The organism is Paenibacillus sp. NPDC056722, from assembly GCF_042790635.1.
GTDB classification, from domain to species: Bacteria; Bacillota; Bacilli; order Paenibacillales; family Paenibacillaceae; genus Paenibacillus_AQ; species Paenibacillus_AQ agri.
On record NZ_JBHTYV010000001.1, the window covers coordinates 558,350 to 577,119 of the forward strand.

The 18,770-nt window shown below is 44.5% G+C and carries 18 protein-coding genes; 3 read left to right on the forward strand and 15 right to left on the reverse strand.

The features are described 5' to 3' along the window. Nucleotides 1-24: 24 nt before the first annotated feature. From ACFRAM_RS02715 to ytaF, 10 genes are all read right to left on the reverse strand, one after another. On the reverse strand, nt 25-1,446 hold the full coding sequence (locus tag ACFRAM_RS02715; RefSeq protein WP_379464413.1) for a sensor histidine kinase: 1,422 nt from the start codon (nt 1,444-1,446) through the stop codon (nt 25-27). Continuing rightward, on the reverse strand, nt 1,424-2,131 hold the full coding sequence (locus ACFRAM_RS02720; RefSeq protein ID WP_379464414.1) for a response regulator transcription factor: 708 nt from the start codon (nt 2,129-2,131) through the stop codon (nt 1,424-1,426). Before ACFRAM_RS02720 ends, ACFRAM_RS02715 begins: the two co-directional genes overlap by 23 nt. A gap of 229 nt (nt 2,132-2,360) precedes the next feature. Then, entirely contained in the window at nt 2,361-3,200 is an 840-nt protein-coding gene (locus ACFRAM_RS02725; RefSeq protein WP_379464415.1) for a DegV family protein, read from the reverse strand. Between the two features lie 193 nt (nt 3,201-3,393). Beyond that, the gene (locus tag ACFRAM_RS02730; RefSeq protein ID WP_379464416.1) at nt 3,394-4,176 is read right to left on the reverse strand and encodes an SDR family NAD(P)-dependent oxidoreductase; all 783 of its coding nucleotides are present in this window, start codon (nt 4,174-4,176) and stop codon (nt 3,394-3,396) included. A gap of 206 nt (nt 4,177-4,382) precedes the next feature. Further along, nucleotides 4,383-5,357, reverse strand: a complete 975-nt coding sequence (locus ACFRAM_RS02735) for an alpha/beta fold hydrolase (RefSeq protein WP_379464417.1) — start codon at nt 5,355-5,357, stop codon at nt 4,383-4,385. Nucleotides 5,358-5,586: 229 nt separating this feature from the next. Next, nucleotides 5,587-6,474 (reverse strand): helix-turn-helix domain-containing protein, encoded by an 888-nt coding sequence (locus ACFRAM_RS02740; protein WP_379464418.1) that lies wholly within the window; start codon nt 6,472-6,474, stop codon nt 5,587-5,589. A 46-nt stretch (nt 6,475-6,520) separates the two neighbouring features. Then, complete coding sequence (locus tag ACFRAM_RS02745; RefSeq protein WP_379464419.1) at nt 6,521-7,360, reverse strand: sugar phosphate isomerase/epimerase family protein; 840 nt, start codon at nt 7,358-7,360, stop codon at nt 6,521-6,523. Between the two features lie 59 nt (nt 7,361-7,419). Further along, entirely contained in the window at nt 7,420-8,253 is an 834-nt protein-coding gene (locus tag ACFRAM_RS02750) for a sugar phosphate isomerase/epimerase family protein (protein ID WP_379464420.1), read from the reverse strand. Nucleotides 8,254-8,266: 13 nt separating this feature from the next. Continuing rightward, the gene (locus ACFRAM_RS02755; protein WP_379464421.1) at nt 8,267-9,274 is read right to left on the reverse strand and encodes a zinc-dependent alcohol dehydrogenase; all 1,008 of its coding nucleotides are present in this window, start codon (nt 9,272-9,274) and stop codon (nt 8,267-8,269) included. Nucleotides 9,275-9,475: 201 nt separating this feature from the next. Further along, nucleotides 9,476-10,120 (reverse strand): sporulation membrane protein YtaF, encoded by a 645-nt coding sequence (ytaF, locus tag ACFRAM_RS02760; protein WP_379464422.1) that lies wholly within the window; start codon nt 10,118-10,120, stop codon nt 9,476-9,478. Nucleotides 10,121-10,257: 137 nt separating this feature from the next. Here ytaF and ACFRAM_RS02765 point away from each other — a divergent pair, with 137 nt between their 5' ends. Then, complete coding sequence (locus ACFRAM_RS02765; RefSeq protein WP_379464423.1) at nt 10,258-10,923, forward strand: DUF1232 domain-containing protein; 666 nt, start codon at nt 10,258-10,260, stop codon at nt 10,921-10,923. 568 nt (nt 10,924-11,491) lie between these two features. Here ACFRAM_RS02765 and ACFRAM_RS02770 read toward each other — a convergent pair. Together ACFRAM_RS02770 and ACFRAM_RS02775 are read right to left on the reverse strand one after the other, a co-directional pair. Beyond that, complete coding sequence (locus tag ACFRAM_RS02770) at nt 11,492-12,277, reverse strand: hypothetical protein (protein WP_379464424.1); 786 nt, start codon at nt 12,275-12,277, stop codon at nt 11,492-11,494. Nucleotides 12,278-12,310: 33 nt separating this feature from the next. After that, complete coding sequence (locus ACFRAM_RS02775) at nt 12,311-12,880, reverse strand: GNAT family N-acetyltransferase (RefSeq protein WP_379464425.1); 570 nt, start codon at nt 12,878-12,880, stop codon at nt 12,311-12,313. A gap of 182 nt (nt 12,881-13,062) precedes the next feature. Here ACFRAM_RS02775 and ACFRAM_RS02780 point away from each other — a divergent pair, with 182 nt between their 5' ends. After that, nucleotides 13,063-13,647, forward strand: a complete 585-nt coding sequence (locus ACFRAM_RS02780; RefSeq protein WP_379464426.1) for a histidine phosphatase family protein — start codon at nt 13,063-13,065, stop codon at nt 13,645-13,647. A 78-nt stretch (nt 13,648-13,725) separates the two neighbouring features. Here ACFRAM_RS02780 and ACFRAM_RS02785 read toward each other — a convergent pair whose 3' ends face one another. Further along, nucleotides 13,726-14,145: a hypothetical protein gene (locus tag ACFRAM_RS02785; RefSeq protein WP_379464427.1), complete on the reverse strand. Its 420-nt coding sequence runs from the start codon at nt 14,143-14,145 to the stop codon at nt 13,726-13,728. Between the two features lie 279 nt (nt 14,146-14,424). Between ACFRAM_RS02785 and ACFRAM_RS02790 the strand changes: the two genes are divergently transcribed. Continuing rightward, nucleotides 14,425-15,129 carry a DUF6199 family natural product biosynthesis protein gene (locus tag ACFRAM_RS02790; protein WP_379464428.1) on the forward strand — a complete coding sequence of 235 codons (705 nt, stop codon included), beginning with the start codon at nt 14,425-14,427 and terminating at the stop codon, nt 15,127-15,129. A gap of 132 nt (nt 15,130-15,261) precedes the next feature. On the opposite strand, the gene ACFRAM_RS02795 is transcribed toward ACFRAM_RS02790, so the two are convergent. Further along, on the reverse strand, nt 15,262-17,001 hold the full coding sequence (locus ACFRAM_RS02795; RefSeq protein WP_379464429.1) for an ABC-F family ATP-binding cassette domain-containing protein: 1,740 nt from the start codon (nt 16,999-17,001) through the stop codon (nt 15,262-15,264). A gap of 218 nt (nt 17,002-17,219) precedes the next feature. After that, nucleotides 17,220-18,638 carry an MFS transporter gene (locus ACFRAM_RS02800; protein ID WP_379464430.1) on the reverse strand — a complete coding sequence of 473 codons (1,419 nt, stop codon included), beginning with the start codon at nt 18,636-18,638 and terminating at the stop codon, nt 17,220-17,222. Nucleotides 18,639-18,770 lie beyond the last annotated feature (132 nt).

An 18,770-nucleotide genomic window follows, 5' to 3' on the forward strand; every position in this document is an offset into this window, starting at 1 on the left:
ATCCCTCCAATCCTCTTTGTTTTTTTATTTAGGTATCTCAATTGTAAAAATCGTTGCATCCTTGCCCTTTCGGCTCAGATGAAGCGTCCCGCCCATCTTCTCTGTATTGCGTTTAGCGATGGACAGTCCAAGTCCAGTTCCTCCGCTAGCTGTTCGCGCTTCATCCCCACGAACAAACGGATCGAAGATGGTCGGCCATAGCTCCTGTGGAATGCCGATACCGTTGTCGGCTATTTCAATCGCTATCTTATCATCTGAAGGCATCAGCTCAACACGCAGCCGTGTTCCCGGCGGGTTATAAGCCAGAGCGTTAGCGATGAGGTTGTGAATCACCCGGGACAGCAGCTCGGCATCATAGCTGGCCATGACTTCATGATCAGGAACGTTAAGCTTCAGATCAAAGTTCTTTTGCTCAATCTCACCATAGGTCTCGGCAACGATCTCCCGCAAAAATTCTCCCAGCTCCTGGCGCTCCACCCGCAGTAAGAAGTCTGGTGAATCAATCTTCAGCAGTTCCAGTGTATTCTGGATCAACTTGGTGACCTGTGAGGATTTGTTATAAATATAGGTCAAGTAACGCGTCTGCCGCTCCTTGTCCTCTCCGCGTCCTTCCACAAGCGCCTGAGCGTAGCCCTGGATACTCGTAATCGGTGTCTTCAAATCATGGGAGAGATCCACCATCAGCTGCTGCTTGCTCGCCTCGGCTTGAGCCTTCTCACGTGTAGTTCTCTCGATCACGCCCGCCATATAATTGAAGGTGTCGCCGATGCGGGCAAATTCTTTCTCAGCATATAACTTGATACGCATGCTGTAGTTCCCCTCAGTCATCTGGTTGAGCCCCAGGGTAATAATACGCAGCGGCTTCTTGATCCGGCGGGCCACCCAGTAGCTGTAAATAACGGTCAATAGAATAATCAGTCCGGTACCAACAAAGACATAAAACGATACCGACTGGTTCAAGTAGACCTCAAGCGGATCGCTGTTAATGGAGATTTTCACACGATCACGCGGAATTTTGAGCAGCAGCCACCCAGCGTCATGATGCGCCTCATCCATACGAGCCATGGAGTAGTAGTAGGGCTGGTCTTTCCTGTTTTCCAGTGCTTCGTAAATAGCGTCCTCGCTATACTGGGATACCTCATCTCTTTTTTCACCAACGGTGCTCACAACATTCCTCTCATTATCGAGGACCTCCAGCCATCCGCCGCTTTCCAGCAGACGCCGGTTTTCAATTCCATTTGCCGGCTGACCCCGATATTCCCGGGCCTCTATCTTCAGGTTGGCGTCAGCGATGACATTTTTGCCGGAATTAATAGTGACATCAATATTGATGAAAATATAGACGCCCAGCACGAGCATCAGCAGCATACAGTTAAATAGCAAAAAGTCTAGCGTAAGGGAAATGTGCAGCGGTCTCTGATCTCTAGTTTTCCACGGGCGCTTCAAATTTGTACCCCAATCCGCGAATCGTCTTCAAATACTCAGGCTTTTTGGAATCGCGTTCGATTTTGTCACGAATGTTGCTGATATGCACCATGATGCTGTTATCCTCATACACATAGAAATCTTCCCATACGGCTTCATATATCTTTTTGCGGGTAAACACACGTCCCGGCTGTTCCATCAGCAGCTCAAGGATTTTATATTCGGTCGAGGTCAAGCTGACCTTCTCCCCGGAGCGGTAAAGAACGCATTCGCTGCGGTCCAGCACCAGACTTCCAAGCTCAATCCGTTCATTCTGTTTCTTCTCTTCTGCGGGCGGAGCGTCAAAATGGTTCACCCGCCGCAGTAACGCGCCCACCCGGGCGACAATTTCCAGCGGATTAAAGGGCTTGGCGATATAATCATCAGCGCCCAATTCAAGACCCAGAATCTTGTCATGGTATTGACTCTTGGCGGACAGGAACAGAACCGGAAAGAAATGCGTTTCACGAATTCTTTTCAACAATTGCAGCCCGTCCATGCCCGGCATCATAATATCGAGTATCGCCAGGTCGATGTGATTGGACTGCATCAGTTGCAGTGCCTGTGTGCCGTTGTGCGCCTCCAGAATGTTGTACTCCTTCTCTAAATAGAGCTGCAGCAATTCCACAATCTCTGTCTCGTCGTCGGCAATCAGAATGGTATACACGGTGATCCCCCTTTATGTATCTATATCTGTATACGAGTCTAGGCCAGCCCGGTGTCTTGGGTAAAATCCTAAAATGCAGGACCCTGGCAACCTAACTATATCCTGCCATTCTAAATCTCATCTAAACCGAATCTAAAGATTATCTAAATTATTAATATTCCACGATTGTAGCAAAAAATCGTACACAGGATATTATCCCCATGTACGATTATTCATATTGTTCATTTATTTAAAAAGCAACTCCGATTCCGCCTTCGCCGGCATAAGTTCCCATCACAGGTCCCATACAGGAGAATACGACCTCCTTAAAAGGGTGACGCTCCAGAATCCGTTCCTTGATCTCAAGTGCCAGCTTCTCACAATTGCTGTGAACAATCGCGAGGACTGCCTTCTCGTAATCATGCTGCTTTTCTTCAAGCCGGGCCAGAAGCTGGTTCAGCGCTTTCGGAAGACCGCGCGTCTTCTCGACCACCTCTACTGTGCCGTCGTCACCAATTTTGAGCAAGAGCTTGATGTTCAGCACAGATGCTACGGCGCCGGACAGCCGATTGAGCCGCCCACCCTTGATTACATTCTCCAATGTGTCTAGTGTGAAGAGGGCATTGACTTCTTCGCTCTGCTGAACAACCTTGTCTTTCAGATCTTGTAAGGTGGTATAGGATTGCGACCATTTCCCAGCTTGGGCCAAAACAACGTTGAGTCCCCCGGAGAAGCTCTTCGAATCGATAACTTCAATAGCATTCGGATACCCTTCATCCTCATACATCTCCTTGGCAATCACGGCAGCCTGATACGTGCTGCTGATATTAGAGGACATGCAGATGACCATGATGTCGGTGCCTTCCTCTACTTTCTTGAACGCTTCCAGGAATACCATCGGACTTGGACTGGCTGTCGTTGGCAGCTCTTTGGAATCACGCATTCTGTCGTAGAATTCCGCAGTACAAGCGCCCTCCGGCATGGCTTCATGTCCGAAGTGAACCGGCAGATGGATCACGGAAATATCGTACTTATTAATGTAATCAAGAGGTAGATCGGAACCGCTGTCAGTGATAATCTTGATGGGCATAAAGGGTACTCTCCTTTCATTATCGTGTTCATTATAAGTGACACTTACCAGGTAAAATAGTTCAGTTTATCACTTGTCAAACATGTTTTTTTGTGCTTACACGCAAAAAAGGGCAATTTCTAGGCCAAGCGGCCTGAAAAATTGCCCTTTTCATAATCATATGGTGTCGAATCTGCCTATTACATCTGATTCTCTACAACACTGCCGATGTTCCCCCGTCAATATTCACGGCGGTTCCCGTTACATAAGAGGCCGCGCCGGAGACTAAGAAAGCTATAACCTTAGCAGCCTCTTCCGTCTGGCCAATCCGCCCCAGCGGAATGCCGTGGCTCGGGTTCGAAGCAAATTCCTCCCAGCTCTGCTCAGGAGCGACAGACTTCCACTTACGCTCGATCTGGTCGCTGCGGATCAGGCCGATGCACACCGCGTTGACGCGGATGTTGTCCCCGGCCAGATCCTTGCTCATCGCCTTCGTGAGTGCAAGACCTGCCGCCCGGCTAACCGAGGTCGGCAGAGACGAAGCAGATGGCGCCTTTCCCTTGATCGCCGTCACATTCAGAATCGCGCCGCCTCCGCGTTGGCGCAAATGAGGAACTGCTGCCTTGGCGGTATTCACCGACCCCAGCAGCTTCAGATCGAGATCACTATGCCAGCTTTCGCTTGTGACCTCTTCGAACGGCTTCGCCGCCGACGTCCCGGCATTGTTGACCAGAATGTCGAGTCCGCCGAAATGCCGCGCCGCTTGCTCCACTGCACCGCGCGCCTCTTCCTCTACCGAGACATCGGCGGAGAGAATCAGCGCCTCTGCCCCGGTCTCTTCCTTGATCCGCTCCGCTGCCGCCTGGAGCGACTCCAGATTCCGGGCGACGATCGCCACCTTGGCGCCCTCCGCCGCCAGTGTCACTGCCGTCTCCAGCCCGATCCCCTTGCTTCCGCCGGTAATCAACGCAATCTTATCCTTCAAACCCAAGTCCATCTTAAACTGCCTCCTCACCTATAGTTAGTGCTTTAATGATTAAGTACATTTTACCACATAGGCAAAGTGCTATTGAAGCAGTCCGCTGGTGCGAGCTGCTTCCACCGCTGCGAATATCCCGTACCACCACTGAAGTCTTTGATTATTTAATTACGTTCCCTTGATCTCCTCCATATCAACTGCCACACATGCGATGATGTTTCTTACTATTTATCTGACAACAAAAATGTAGAAACAATTAATCCATATAAATCTGGTCTTTCTGCATGTGGGGTATGGCCGCAATTTTCAACCATAATTTTATTACCATTTGATATCTGATCATAAGCTTGAATATGGCTATCGCAAGTTACAGGGTCGGCCTCTCCTAAAATAAGCATTGAAGGGACAGAGAGGGTAGTGAGCAATGGTACAATGGATTCGAACATACGCCCTTCTTCTCGCAGGCGGTTCAGATGAATTTCAGTTCGATCGGCGAAAAGTTCCCATTCCTCATCCGTATAAGCGGAATAATCAATTGAAGTTAAATTATTCACCCGGTAAATTTCAGCCTTTTTCTCCCCTAACTCTTCGCCAAGGCGTAAGTACTGATCAAAAAGCTCTTTGCTCTGCAAGTCACTTGTTGCTAAGCTTTTGCATTCTGCAGATTTATTAGGATCTCCTAAAGATAAGAACACAGAAGACGCCCTTCTCAGCAAACTTTTTGAAGTCCAGGAAAAATCAAACGTTGGGCATTCAAAGATGACTTTCGTAATTGAATCCGGATAAGCCGAAGCATACAGCAATGAAACATAACCACCAAACGAATGCCCAATCACAGCCCACATGTTGATTCCCAACTGAGTCCTCAACTCTTCACAGTCTTCAACTAAATCACGAAGTCCAAATTCTTCTGTTGAATTTATTTCCTCAGAACGACATACTCCTCTTTGGTCTATAGCTACTAGATGAAATATCTCTGAGAGTCTCTTAGCCTGATGATATACAAATTCGTAGCAGCTTTCCCCGGGGCCTCCGTGAAGAAAAAGCACAGCAGATAATTGCTGATTCCCAAAAATCTCTACGTGCATTTTTTTCCCCCGTACAATTAATGATTTGTGCACGGTTTCTAGCTCCTTTAAGTGGTCTACTTGGAATACACTTTGCTCAAAGTATAGGGCTTCTTTCATCCCTACATTCATAGCATAATATCTTCCAAATGAGCTGTCTACTCTACTCCATCACATAGGATTTTTGCACTCGGCTCTCTTGCTAGTGTAGTTTTCTTCTATTGGATAGATGCTATTGAAGTATATTTTCCATTTTTTATCATCTACTGAACCCTATCCTAGCTTAAAACGGACATAAAAAAATCAACCTTCCGGTTGAGTGAAAGGTTGATTGTTCATCCTTCTTGAGGATGAGGCGCCGCTACATCGGGCGGCTGAGGAGATCTTGCTTGTTCAGCGCCGACTGTGCAGCTGCATATTTACTGGGCATGACACCTACCGTATTCTTGAAGATACGGCTGAACAGATGAATGCTGGAGAACCCGGTCTCCTCCGCGATCTCGGTCAAATTCTGACGGCCTTGCAGAATTCGCAGCTTCGCCTGTTCAATTCGGACATGTTTCAGATAATTATGAATCGTAATGCCAAGCTGGCTTTTGAACAAGTAAGACAGATGATTCGCTGTTACACCCGCATGTTTGCCAATACTTTCGTTGCTGAGTTGAGAATCGTGATAATGCTCATGAATATAATGAATGGCACCTTCCAGCAGCGGCCAGCCTTTCGTTAACTTGCCCTCCGTTTCCCCGGGAAGCGAGTGGCTCTTCATAAAGGTGTAGAGTAGCTCCAGGCAGATAGATTTAAGCAGCAACGGGCTGGCTGGTGATGGATCGCTCAGTTCTTTTTGCAGCATGAGGAATTTCTTCTTCATATCCATCCGGTCTGCCAGAGGCAAACGGGTTACCGGGGCGATGGAAGCCAGCTCCATCTCCTCTTCCCTGTGCTTCATGGCATCGGGACGGCCCGCATGCCTCTGCTCGTCATAGTAGAGATCAAAGTGAAGAATACACTGCACCAGCGGGAGCGCCGAGGATGACTTGATGATATGGGGCATGAAAGGATGCATCAACAGCACATCCCCTTCCTTGACCAGATATTTCACGCCATTCAGAAAGAACTCTGCCTCACCCTGATCAATATAGGTGTACACATGATCCGGATCCATCCATTCTCCGGCTAGTGAAGTGGACTTCTGAATTCTAGCGGCTCTGACATAGGGGGAAATATGGTTAATCCAAGACTGCTCCACGGCTGCGGCTCCCTTCTCTCTGCGGTGTCTCCATCCTGCAACGGTATTAGGCTTTGACCGGAATCAACAATTCCTTCTCCACGTAATCACGACAGGTCTTCATGCTATCATACGGGGTATTCGTCGTTTCGTCCACTTCAAGCGTTACCCAACCGGTGTACTGAATTTCTTCCAGCGACGCGAGTACCTCTTGGAAGTTGACTGCCCCTCTGCCTAGCTCGCAAAAGAACGGTTCGTTCTCATTGCCGCCCTCGGCTTTCTGCTTCGTCAGGTCTTTGAGGTGGACATAAGCCACTCTATCACGGTAGGTTTTAATAACCTCTGCCGGGTCCATGCCAGCTCCCTTTAGGTGAGCAGAATCCGGCGCCAGATAGACGTATTCCGGATCGGTCAGGTCCATCAACGTTTCCAGTTCGTTCTGATCCTGAATTTCCGTCCAGAGGTGAGGATGCAGGCAAGCTTTCACTCCCAGCGCTTTCGTCTGCTTAGCCAGTTCATTTATTGTCTCAGCTGCGACTTTGAGTTCTTCCAACGTAGTTGGCTGCTCTCTTGTCCCGCCGGGACCCAGCACGAGAATATCTGCGCCCAAGTTCGCGAGAAGCTGGGCTAGCCGCACATTATGACGGATGATGTCCTCCCGGTTCTCCAAGTTTCCAAAACGCTGATGCTGCCCGTCCGGCATTCCGCCGTACAGCCCAGTGATCACTAGTCCGTATCCGGCTAGCAGTTCCTTGAACTCTTCCGGCTTGTCTTCGTACTGGAGCGCAAAGGACGCCCACGGTTCGATTCCACGAAAGCCAAGCTGAGAAATCTCTGTCACGGCCTGAAGATGATTCTGGCCCCAAGTGATGGCATGGGCAGCGATTTTACCTCTGAATTCAGTCATGAATAGGTCTCCTTATTGGCAGGGCTTCACGTACTAGTGCGCTAACCCCGCCCGTTATCTTATAACCCTAGCGGTGCGAACACTTTATCAAATCCAGCCTTAGAGCGAGCCAGCAATTCCTGCGAAGTCTGCCCGCTGCCTGGAGCCAGCACTTCCTGAGCGACAACACCTTTATAACCAATCTTCACGAGACTTTCCAAGAAGCCGGCAAGATCGATCACACCTTCGCCAGGATACAGACGGTCACCATCCTGAAGTTCAGGGATTGGCAGTTCCTTGGCATCATTGATATGAGCATGCGTGATTTGCTCCGGCTTCAACTTGAGCAGGTCATCGGTGGTCAGCCCATTCGTGTACCAATGGTAGGAATCGAGTAGCAGGCCAACATTACGGGAGTTGATCGCCTCCATCCACTCGAGCGTATCCTCCATCGTCCAGATGAATGGATTAGCCCACTGTGTACGAAGATGATTACTGCCGACAAACTCCAGACCCAGCGAGATACCGTACGCCCCCAAAATGTCCGCGCACAGTCTCAAACGACGTGTAGCAGCAATCATGAATGGAGCCGCTGGCAGGTCGGTAGAAGGCAGAATGTATGTGCAACACGCCTTACAATTCAGAGCAGCTGCTGCTTCCGCCACTCGTACAAGCGGTTCCAACCCCGCCCGGAAATTCTCTTCCGTGCTCCGCCAATCCACATCCAAACCGAAGGAACCGATGGTAATCCCGGTGCTTTCCAGCAGCGCTAACGCTTTTTCTTGCCCAAGCTCCTGGATCAGCTCTAGCGGATTAAGATCCACCGCCTGGAACCCGAACTCAGCCGCACTTCTGATATACTCTTCATTTGACGCAATCTCGCCGAGACCCGCCGTAGTCAATCCTCTTAACATGTCTTTGTCCTCCTTAGGCCCAATCAAACAGCACGCCGTTGTATTGGTCTTTGTTATTTCTTAGTCCTGCATAAGCTTCACTGGCTTGCTCCGGCTTGATCACATGGCTGATCAGCGGCTCGATCTGCAGACGGTTCTGCTGCATCAGTTCGAAGACGATCTTGGAATTACGCACCAGCGAGTGTTTCACGAACTGGTTAGGTTCTGTCGGATAACGCCACTCATGCGCCCCTTTGAACGTAATACAGCCACGGTTATACAGATGGCAATAGTTGAGTACATCTGTAATATCTGTGTTGTACTCTCCACGCGGACTACCGAGCAGAATGATCTCACCCTGGCTGCCGATGTACTCCAGACTGTCAACTGCAACTTTGGAAATCCCAGTGGCTTCTATATGAGATGATACACCCTGACCATTAGTAAGCGCCATCAATTCTTCTTTCACCTTACCACTGCTACCATCTAGCGCATAATCCACACCACACACACGAGCTGTCTTGAGTCGTTCCTGCGACAGGTCGACCCCGATCACCGTTGCACCTTGCAAGCGGGCCAATTGAGCGGCCAGATTGCCGACCAATCCAAGACCGGATACACTTACCTTGTCGCCAAGCTCAATGTTCGACACGCGAACCGAAGTAAAGGCTACGGTAGCCATCCGAGTGAAAGGAATCCATCTCAAATCCAAACCGTCCGGCACTTTCAGTACAACGTCCTTAACCTCCAGCACCTGGTATTCGCTATGACTGCCATAGTGGAAAACAGCATCTCCGACTTGTACATCTTTAACGCCTGCACCAGCTTCAATAATTCGGCTAACACTGGCATAACCCGGGTTAAGCGGGAGCTTGGCCCACCACTCCGTACCCGCCAGCATCGCCAGCTCCGTTCCAGGGCTAATCAGCGAATATATTAATTGAACAAGGACTTCATTCTCCCCGAGAGTTGGGGCTTTAAACGCCTCTTCCACCGTTTCTACTTGATTTGGGCTGACGAACATAATTTTCCTATTTCTCATTTGTGTAGTCACTCCTTCAGGTTCATTGATCCCTTTAAATGTATGGTTTTTTGAGGAAATTGTCTTTACCTGAATTCATGATTTTTTGTCTAAAACTACGATGTCAATGCACCCGTTCTACGTCACTGTAATCCCACGCCAAAAAGCCGTCCCTCCACTGCTTCCAGTGTCGAGACGGCTTCGTCCAGTAATATGCGCCGCTTAATCAAAAAATGAATTACATGCAATCAAAATGATGATAATTCCGCTTAACACGGTACTGAATTGCCCTAAGGTAAACGAACCAATCCGCACACCAGACAGCTTTCGCCCGAGAACTACACCGAGCCAAACCGTCACATAACTCCCGATGGCCGCCGTTAAAGAGATCGCCAGCGGAGACAGTCCGATCAGCCCTGCGCCTACGCCGTTCGTGACTGCATTCGCGGCCAAGGCCACCCCCAGGACCATCGCTTCCAGAATGCCGATCGAGCCGGATTTATCTTTATCGGCCAGTTCTGGATTTTGCAGAATTCCGGTCAGTGATCCACCCCCTTCCTCACGGGCTTCTTCACTCTCTTGAACAGCTTCCCGCTTCTTACGCGGCGCCGCTAGCAGAATGATCCGCACCCCGATGATAAAGAGCAGCAGGGCACCGATCACAACGGGCATTACACCAGGCAACACCTTCGCCATCCATTGACCCGAGAGAATACCGACCATACTTAGAATAAAGCAGATCACTGCGATGATTAAATTTGAGAAATGGTTAATACGGATGCCACGAATCCCATAAGATATTCCAACACCTAAATTATCCAGACTGGATGAGAGGGCAAAGCCGAAAATGAGAAGCCACGCGACCATGGTTTTGTTCACTCCTTGTTTCTGTTTACAGTCATACTATTGAGATATACACAAAATGGTGCGCGTCCCAAGTAAAATTGTTGAGATTTCCTCAACAATTGATATCAACACCACCCTGTACAGGAGGTGAAATGCATATGTCTGATGAGAAGAGAAGCCCTGCTCTCGGGGAGATGCTGACGAATTTGCTCAAAGAGCGCAGGCTCTCCATGCGGAAGTTAAGCGCCCTGACCGGCATGGATACCGCAACGATCTCCCGCATTGTGAACGGCAAACAGCGGGCCAAGCCAGAGCATCTGAAGGCGTTCGCCCTGCATCTGGAAGCCCCCCTCTCCGATCTATTCCAGGCCGCCGGTTATGGCGCTGCTGTGCCCACTCCCCCAGTTCCGACCTCCGACATTCATTCCTCCATCACCAGCATCAAGGAAACCCTGCAGGCCTTCAACCTGATCGATCATCATTTTACTGCAGAACTCGTTCAACGGGAACTCAGTAAATACGAACCGTATGTCCTCACCGAAGAGGGTGCACGAAAGATCCATAACGATTTTCCGGACAAAGTAAAAAGCGTCAACGGTGCAGGACCTTTCATTGAAGAACTGCATCGCATGTATGAGCTTTACAGCAGCACTGACCTCCCCTCAGAGGAACGTGCTATTCTGGGAAGCGGATTGTTCTATTTTGTCTCGGCGACTGACATCATTCCGGATTATGTTTTCCCGCTGGGTTATCTGGATGATGCTATCGCTGTGCAGATTGTGATGGAGCGGCTGCAGGAGCTGCGGAGTCGGTCGGGGATATAGTGGAATGCGATGCTGATACCAGTGTTATCTGTAAAAAGGCCGTCCCTGTGTAGCATCTCTACTGGGTGACGGCTTTTTGATGTGCATTTTACAGTTTGAGCTTCTTGTTATAGCGATATTACGAAATAATTCTGGAATTTATAAAAACAGCGGCCCCAAGACCGTTCCCGTTGCAGAGGATCTGCTAGGGAGCAGCCTAATAATTGCTGAAGTGTAATTAACGACATTTTTGTATCCTAATTATTCTGCAATTACGGGTAAGAGGGAATTAAAGGCAATATTGTACCTTAAATCTTCCAGAATAGGCCTTCCAGTTCGTTTTTTCGGAAAATAAGATACAATAATGCACTTAATACACTTATTTTCCTATATTTAAGAAATATAAGGTACAAAAATGCTGTTAGTTGGGAAGTGGTCCCCTTTTTACTGTTAAGAAGAAGAGTATAATTGATGGGAGACTTGTTTGCTAAAATCCTAACTTTACCAGAATCACATCTGGTCTTCTCTTCGAATTTTGCTTATATCATTTTTAAGATCACTACATCTCTCATTCGTTCATACCTTATATCTATAATCTAACCAGTTGATTTTCCCTACTTCTAGCCAATAAGACAATGAGAACAATCTGTATTAACAAGGATAAGATTGATAATCTTAAATCAAGCAACATTACAAATGGTGAGCCTATCAAAAAAATTGTAAGAGACCATCTGTATTTACCATATATCCCTAAATCACCTTCCATCGCTAAAGATATAATCCCCCAAATTACTGATCCACTTATAATCAATGAGATGAAAATTATAAACAGAATAATAACTGCTAGAATATTGTTTTGATTCAGTGAAAGAAGAAGAAAATATATAGTCACAAAAACAATAACGAAAACTAATACAATTGGTTTAAACGGTTTATATAACCTGAAAACTGTCTCAAACACATCAGAAGAAGTATTAGAGGATATTAATTTCGATTTTTCTTTATGAAGCTTATCACATTCTAATTGAATAAAAGTCATCAGTGTCCGTAAAATGGACGTATCTGCTCGCAAATAGTAATCTCTTACAATCTTTTTAATGTCATTCGTGAAGTAGGAACTTGATTTACCAAGCTTATTATAGAAATTTTGTACAGCGAAAGCATCGTTTGGTCTATGAATGACTTGAGCTATCGCAGCTTCCATAGACGAATAAAGATCCAGCTGTTTTTGAAGAAGAGCTAATTTATCGTTATTATCTTTCTCCATCAATACTTTGAATTCTTTATACAACCAAATAAGAACGGTAGTAAAAACTGTAATTGCTAGAGACCAGCCAGGATTTGCTTTAAAGTAAGTTAAAATTTCTTGTATCATCTTAGATCGTTCCTCTACATTATCTTCAATTCACTATTTTTGAAAAAAATCTGTTTTAATAATTCCATAATAAACCCTATCGTCATACTCATTTTCGTCTTCATAGTAGAATGATTGTCTTAATGTGCCCTCATATATCATCTTTGACTTCTGCAAAACTCTACCTGAAGCCACATTATCGCCTCTATGAAAAGCCTGCAGCCTGTATATCCCTGTTTTCTCAAAAGTAAATTCTATAATTGCATTTAAAGCTTCTGTTGCGTAACCTTTACCCTGATAGGATCTACTGATGCAGTATTCAATATCAGCATAATGATGCTTTAGATCATTACCGCAAAAAGCAATTTGCCCAATGTTTTTATTGCTCTCTTTTAAGATAATAGCCCATTTATAAAAATCATTCCGGGAATACGAAGAAATCCAGCGACTTAAATTCTCCTTTACAGCATCTAATGTTTCATAAATAGGTTCACCATAATTAAATTGTACTTCCTTATCATTTATCCAGTTCATGAACATGTCCTCAGCATCTTCTAAAACAAATTGCCTTAAGGATAATCTTTCAGTTTCTATCGATTGTGTTCCAACATGAATTGTATTCATCCTTTACCCCCATCATTCTCAATGTTAGTTTCAGTTATCTTAAGAATATCTTAGAATGGAAATATCACACTATGACTTTAACAGCCGACGGTTCATTCATGAATAAAAAAAGTAGAAGTCATATTGAAAGTTATTTGTTCCAATAGAATTTAATTTACAGAATTTGAGGAGTGCGGGAATTTATGAAAACCTTTATATATATGGTCAGGCACGGAGAATCGCCTAAAGTGGATGGTGGCAACGAAAGAACACGTGGACTGACTTTAAAGGGGGAGTTAGATGCTCAAATTGTAGCTGAATTATTGAGCGTTGAGGGGATAAACACATTCATCTCAAGTCCATATAAAAGGGCAATATCAACAATAGAGGGATTAGCCCAATCTTTAGGCAAAGAAGTGATTATTATCGAGGAACTAAAAGAAATAGTATTCCTTGGTGATAATAAGATATTGTCTAATAAGGAAGTGTATCCGTTAGTAAAGAAAATGTTTTCGGAACCAGATTTTCTGTTGCCTGGTGGAGAGTCCTTTATGAATTGTCGAAATCGTGTCGTACCTATCTTTAAAAACATTATAAGAAAATATAAAGGGCAGAAAATTGTTATTGGAACCCATGGAGTCGTTATGACAATGATGATGGAATACTTCGACCCTCAGTTTGGCTTGGACTTTTTATTAAAGACTTCAAAGCCTGATGTTTATAAACTGGAATTTGATGAAGGGTTATTAACCAAAACAGAGAGATTGTGGAGGGTAACTTCTGAATGATTTCATTGAACTAATGAGCAAATTAATATTATCGGTTAGACCTGAACATCACTGAAATAACCCAAACAACTAGAACCGTTAGTGCCATACCAGAAAAAAGAATATACCAATTAAAAAAAGGTTATTCGTATATTGGTTAATCCAACCGAAACGATAAACGATGGAATCTTTTTCGTTAGTGAAACCATTGAGATTTTTGGATAATGTATGAACTTTGGATATTTCTCCAATCATCATAATTGTGAAGATAAATGTAGAGGTTAAGGTGAGGATAATATTTAAGTGGGTGTTTCTATTACTATTATTTAAATTCCAAGTTACTCTACCTACATAATATAATAAAATGGCGAACAAAAATAATCCCATCACCAACGCAATAATACCTGGATTCCCATTTCCTGAAATACTATTGCCAGAACTATATTTAAAAGTTGTCCTGTCAACCAAAAAGATGCAAACTATATTCAATATCAATAAAACAATGAGTGGTCTCTTCAAAATAATCCCTCCTATAATCTGTAAGTGAATATAGGAAATTTCCGCTAATGAACTTAAGATCTAACAGAAATTAATAATTCATCTATGTTTGTGGGAACGTCAATAACATACCAAAGTCACTTGTATTTGTCGACCCGTTAATCCCCTGAGTTTGAGCATTGTTCTGGCCCTCGCCTAATCCTTGACTCCAAAATAGTGACATCGATCCTTGAGCAGAAGTGCCGCAACCATCCCCCTAAATTGGCGTATTAAAGAAAAACTGGAAAGGATGACGTTCAGATGTCGGCGCTGCTCAAAAAAATCCGGACACCTACCTTTATTTTCTTTTCCTGTGTTCCGGTCCTGTCCGTAATTGTAGCGATTCTGTCCAAACCTTACTTCACAGAGCGTATTTTCTATGTAGATAACTACAAGTACTCCTTCTATAGCGAACAAGATAATCTCGTCACCTATCGAAGCAAAACAAACGATCCCATACAAGTAAATCTTGATCATGGGAAGCGTACGGTTACCATCCAGCATCAGGAGTATTTTATTACGAAAATCGATTCTTCACCCAGTTCGAATTATAAAGTGATCTATCCTAACGGCCACAAATACGAAGTCCATGATTCTTCCGGAATATTATTGACCTCCGATGGACATGGAAATTACGTCTCCGAAGTCTCCATTTTCGTTAACAATCAAAGAATACCTCAGGACGGCGAAGAGCAATATTCACCCTCTACCCTGGTAACAGCTGCGTACCCCGAATATCATGTCACTCAAGGCGCACCAGTGCTTCTGTATCTCGCATTAGCCGTATTGATTTACGGATGGTGCAGCTTTCGCTATCTAAAATTTCAAAATATCCTGTTTCTTCTCTCGCTTCGTTGGATCTGGGTGAACGATCCCGAACCTAACGACTTTTATTACTTTATGACCAAGGTTAGCGGTATTATCGTCATGATAGGCGCTCTCTGGATCGCCATTCAAGCCTTCTGAACCACTGTCCACGGCAAAAGCTATCAAGAAATCAACGCAGCAAAAAGACACTGAGATCCTAGTCATCAGTGTCTTTTTGTTGATACTTTTCCACCAACATCATATTTCATCGTTGAACTCAGAGTCGTATTTTTAAAGCAACTTAATCAGCTCTTCTAGCTCATCAACCAATACTTTTGCATGTTCAAAATTAGTATCTTTTAAGGCCAATTCTATTTGCATTTCAACTGATTTTTTCTTTTGTTCAGTTTCTAAATAGTCTTTATCAAAATGTCTAGCATAAATCATCTGTTTGAATTTTTTCATTTTCATTTTTCTAATCGTTTTATCGTCAATGATTAATACATAATCCATACCATTTACAACAGAATAGAAATCATGAGAAATCATGAGAATCGCACCTTTATAGTCTTCGATGGCTTTCTCCAGTGCTATTTGTGTATAGGTGTCTAAATGGCTTGTCGGTTCATCAAGAAGCAATACGTTTGCTTTACTGGCAGAAACTTTAGCCAATTGAAGTATATTTTTTTCTCCACCAGATAATGATTCTATCTTCTGATTAACGCTTTCTCCTTCAAATCCATAATTTGAAAGATACGATCTAACCTCGTCATAGGTACTAATTCCAGCATCGATAAATTCTTCAAGAATTGTATTAGAATCATTTAGCACTTCGCCTTGTAGCTGAGATAAATAAGCCACTTTAGCATCAGCATTTATTACAATTGAATCGTGATTATTCTTAAAAATTTCTCGAAGTAAAGTCGTTTTCCCAGTACCATTTGCCCCGATAATAGCTACTTTATCTGTAGAATTTATCTCAAAGTTAACATTGTCTAAAAGCAACTCGTCAAAGGTAACGCCATAATTATTGACATTTACAACAACGGTGTCTTCAATCTCATTTTCAATACCAAAACTGATTTTCGGTTGCTTAATATCAACAAAAGGCGCTTTAATTCTACGTGCTTCCAATCTCTCTTGAAACTTAACTCTAGCTTTTAAGGCTCTCCCTCTAGATGCTTCTGAATTATAGGTTGCGATAGCTCTAAGATTATCGATTATGCTATCATATCTCTCAATTTCTTCAGCTTCAGCGACTGCGATTTCTTGCAACTCTATTTTTGTCTGAAGTAACGAGAAGTTATACTCAATATACCGCCCATCAAACTCTTGAATCTCCGTGTTTTCAAGGTGGATAATTTTGTTGAAGCAATGATTCAATAGATATCGGTTGTGCGTAACAACTAACAGTATGCCTTTGTGTGCATTAATAAGATTTTTAAGCGCATTTAGGTTTTCAAAGTCTAAAAATACATCTGGTTCATCCATGATCATTAAGTCTGGACTATTAAGCATTTCCTTCATCACTTGAATAAGTTTGAATTCCCCACCGCTCAGGTCGGATACCCTAATATCCTTTAGCTTCATGAGGTTTGCCAGATTTAGCTTCTTATTAATGTTGCTTTCAAAGTCGTTCCCACCTATTGCATCAAATGCGTCTAAAGCTAATTGATACTTTTCTAACAGCACTTCAATATCCGATGAAGTTTCCATTTCAGTACAAATGGTTTCTATTTCATTTTGTTTCTTAATAAATTCTTCTCCGATATATTCAAAAACAGTTGTTTCTTTCGATCTGTCTAGCTCAGAGAACTGACTTACAAACCCAATTTTACAAGTCGGCTCTATTTCTAACTTGCCCTCGAACAAATATCTTTCTGGATCCATCAGTATATCTATCAGTGTGCTCTTCCCACTACCACTTGTTCCTATAAAAGCGCAATGTTGTGCCTCTTCAAGCGTAAATGAAATGTTTTTGTATAGCTCTTTTTGTGGAAATGAGAAGGATAAGTTATCTACTTTTATCATGGTGTTACCTTTCTTTGTAACTAAATTGGTGACTATTATTAGATGGATTACAAACATAGATTTTGAGTTTACCGTTGTTAGAGTAACACTGTTTACAACCAACTTCAATCATTTCAAAATAAAGTTGTTCGTAAAAGCGAAAAATAGTCTGTCCTCTTTGCAGAAATCTCCACGCAAGGGACAGACTATTTTCATTATTATTTTACAACCGTGTTAATTCACGCCGCATCTTGGGCTTGCTGTTTAGCAGCTTTCTTGCTACCCGGCCGTAACAGCAGAAGCACGACAATAAATGATGCCGAAATAAATACAATCGAGCCAATAATCGCTGTTGAGATCCCTGCTGTAAATTCCGCGTCCGTAGGTGTTCCAGTTCGAACGAACGATCCGAATACCGCCGTAAGGACAGCCAACCCAAGCGATCCACCCGTTTGGTGCGCTACATTGACCAGCCCCGACGCAGCCCCTGCATCCCGCGGATCAACACCAGCCAGCCCAAAGGTCGTAAATGGAATAAACACAATGCCTGCACCCATCCCCAATATGATCATCGGAATCAGAATCCCCGGGAAGAACTTCAAATCTGTTGAAATCTGGCTTATGAAGCTCATGGCGATGATGACAATCAAAATACCACTAATGAGCACTTTCGCATTTCCGAAACGGGAGACAAGCCATGGCATGGCATACATCATCCCGAACTGAACCATAGTCATAGGCAGAAAGGCAAGGCCAGTCTCAAGTGCCGTAAAACCAAGCACATGCTGCAAGAATTGTGACATGAAGAAAAACATCGAAAACATGCCGCCTACAAACAGTAGTCTACCCAAATATGCGCCAGACCGTTCACGGCTTGAAAATAGACGAAGCGGGGTAATCGGCTGTTCGACCCGTGACTCGATAAAGGCAAAGGCTGCCAGCAGAATAACTCCTGTGAGCAATGAGGTTATGGTTACAGCATTCCCCCATCCGTCGTCTGCCGCGCGGACAAAGCCATATACCAGAGCTGTCAGACCAACCACAGAAGTAATGGCCCCCATAATATCAAAACGGCCGGTGCTTTTATTCGTCTCAGGCAAAAACTTCGGTGCCAGTACGAGCAACAGGATGCCGATCGGTACATTAATGAACATACCTACGCGCCAGGACACCCAGTCCGTCAACATACCGCCTACAACTAAACCAATGCTTCCACCAGCACCATTGACCGCACTGTACATGGCAATCGCTTTTACCCGTTCCTTGGTCTCCACAAAACTAACAGATAACAGTGCCAATGCTGAAGGCGTGGCCAACGCGGCCCCGATTCCTTGCAAAGCACGAGTGAAAAAGAGCATCTCAGCAGATTGAGCCAACCCGGCCAATAACGATGCAACCGTAAAAATCGCTGTCCCGATTATAAAAACCCGTCTTCGACCAACGAGATCCCCCGCTCTTGCTCCGAGCAGCAAAAAGCCCCCGAATGCCAGAACGTAAGCATTTTGCACCCAAGTCAGGCTAGTTGTTGCAAGGTGCAATCCGCGGCCAATCTCAGGAAGTGCCGTGATCATAATGGATGCATCGAGCACAACCATAAGCTGACAAATAATGATGATGGCCAGAATAATATTATTATTTGACTGTCGGATAACAATCATCCTTTCTTGATAAATAAACTTAAGCTAAATGCTGACAACCATCTGAATAATTCAATTTAGCTGTGCTTAGCAGTTGGCTATTTGCCAAAAGCATGGATCGACGTCGCTGGATTAGAATAACACGCATTTTCA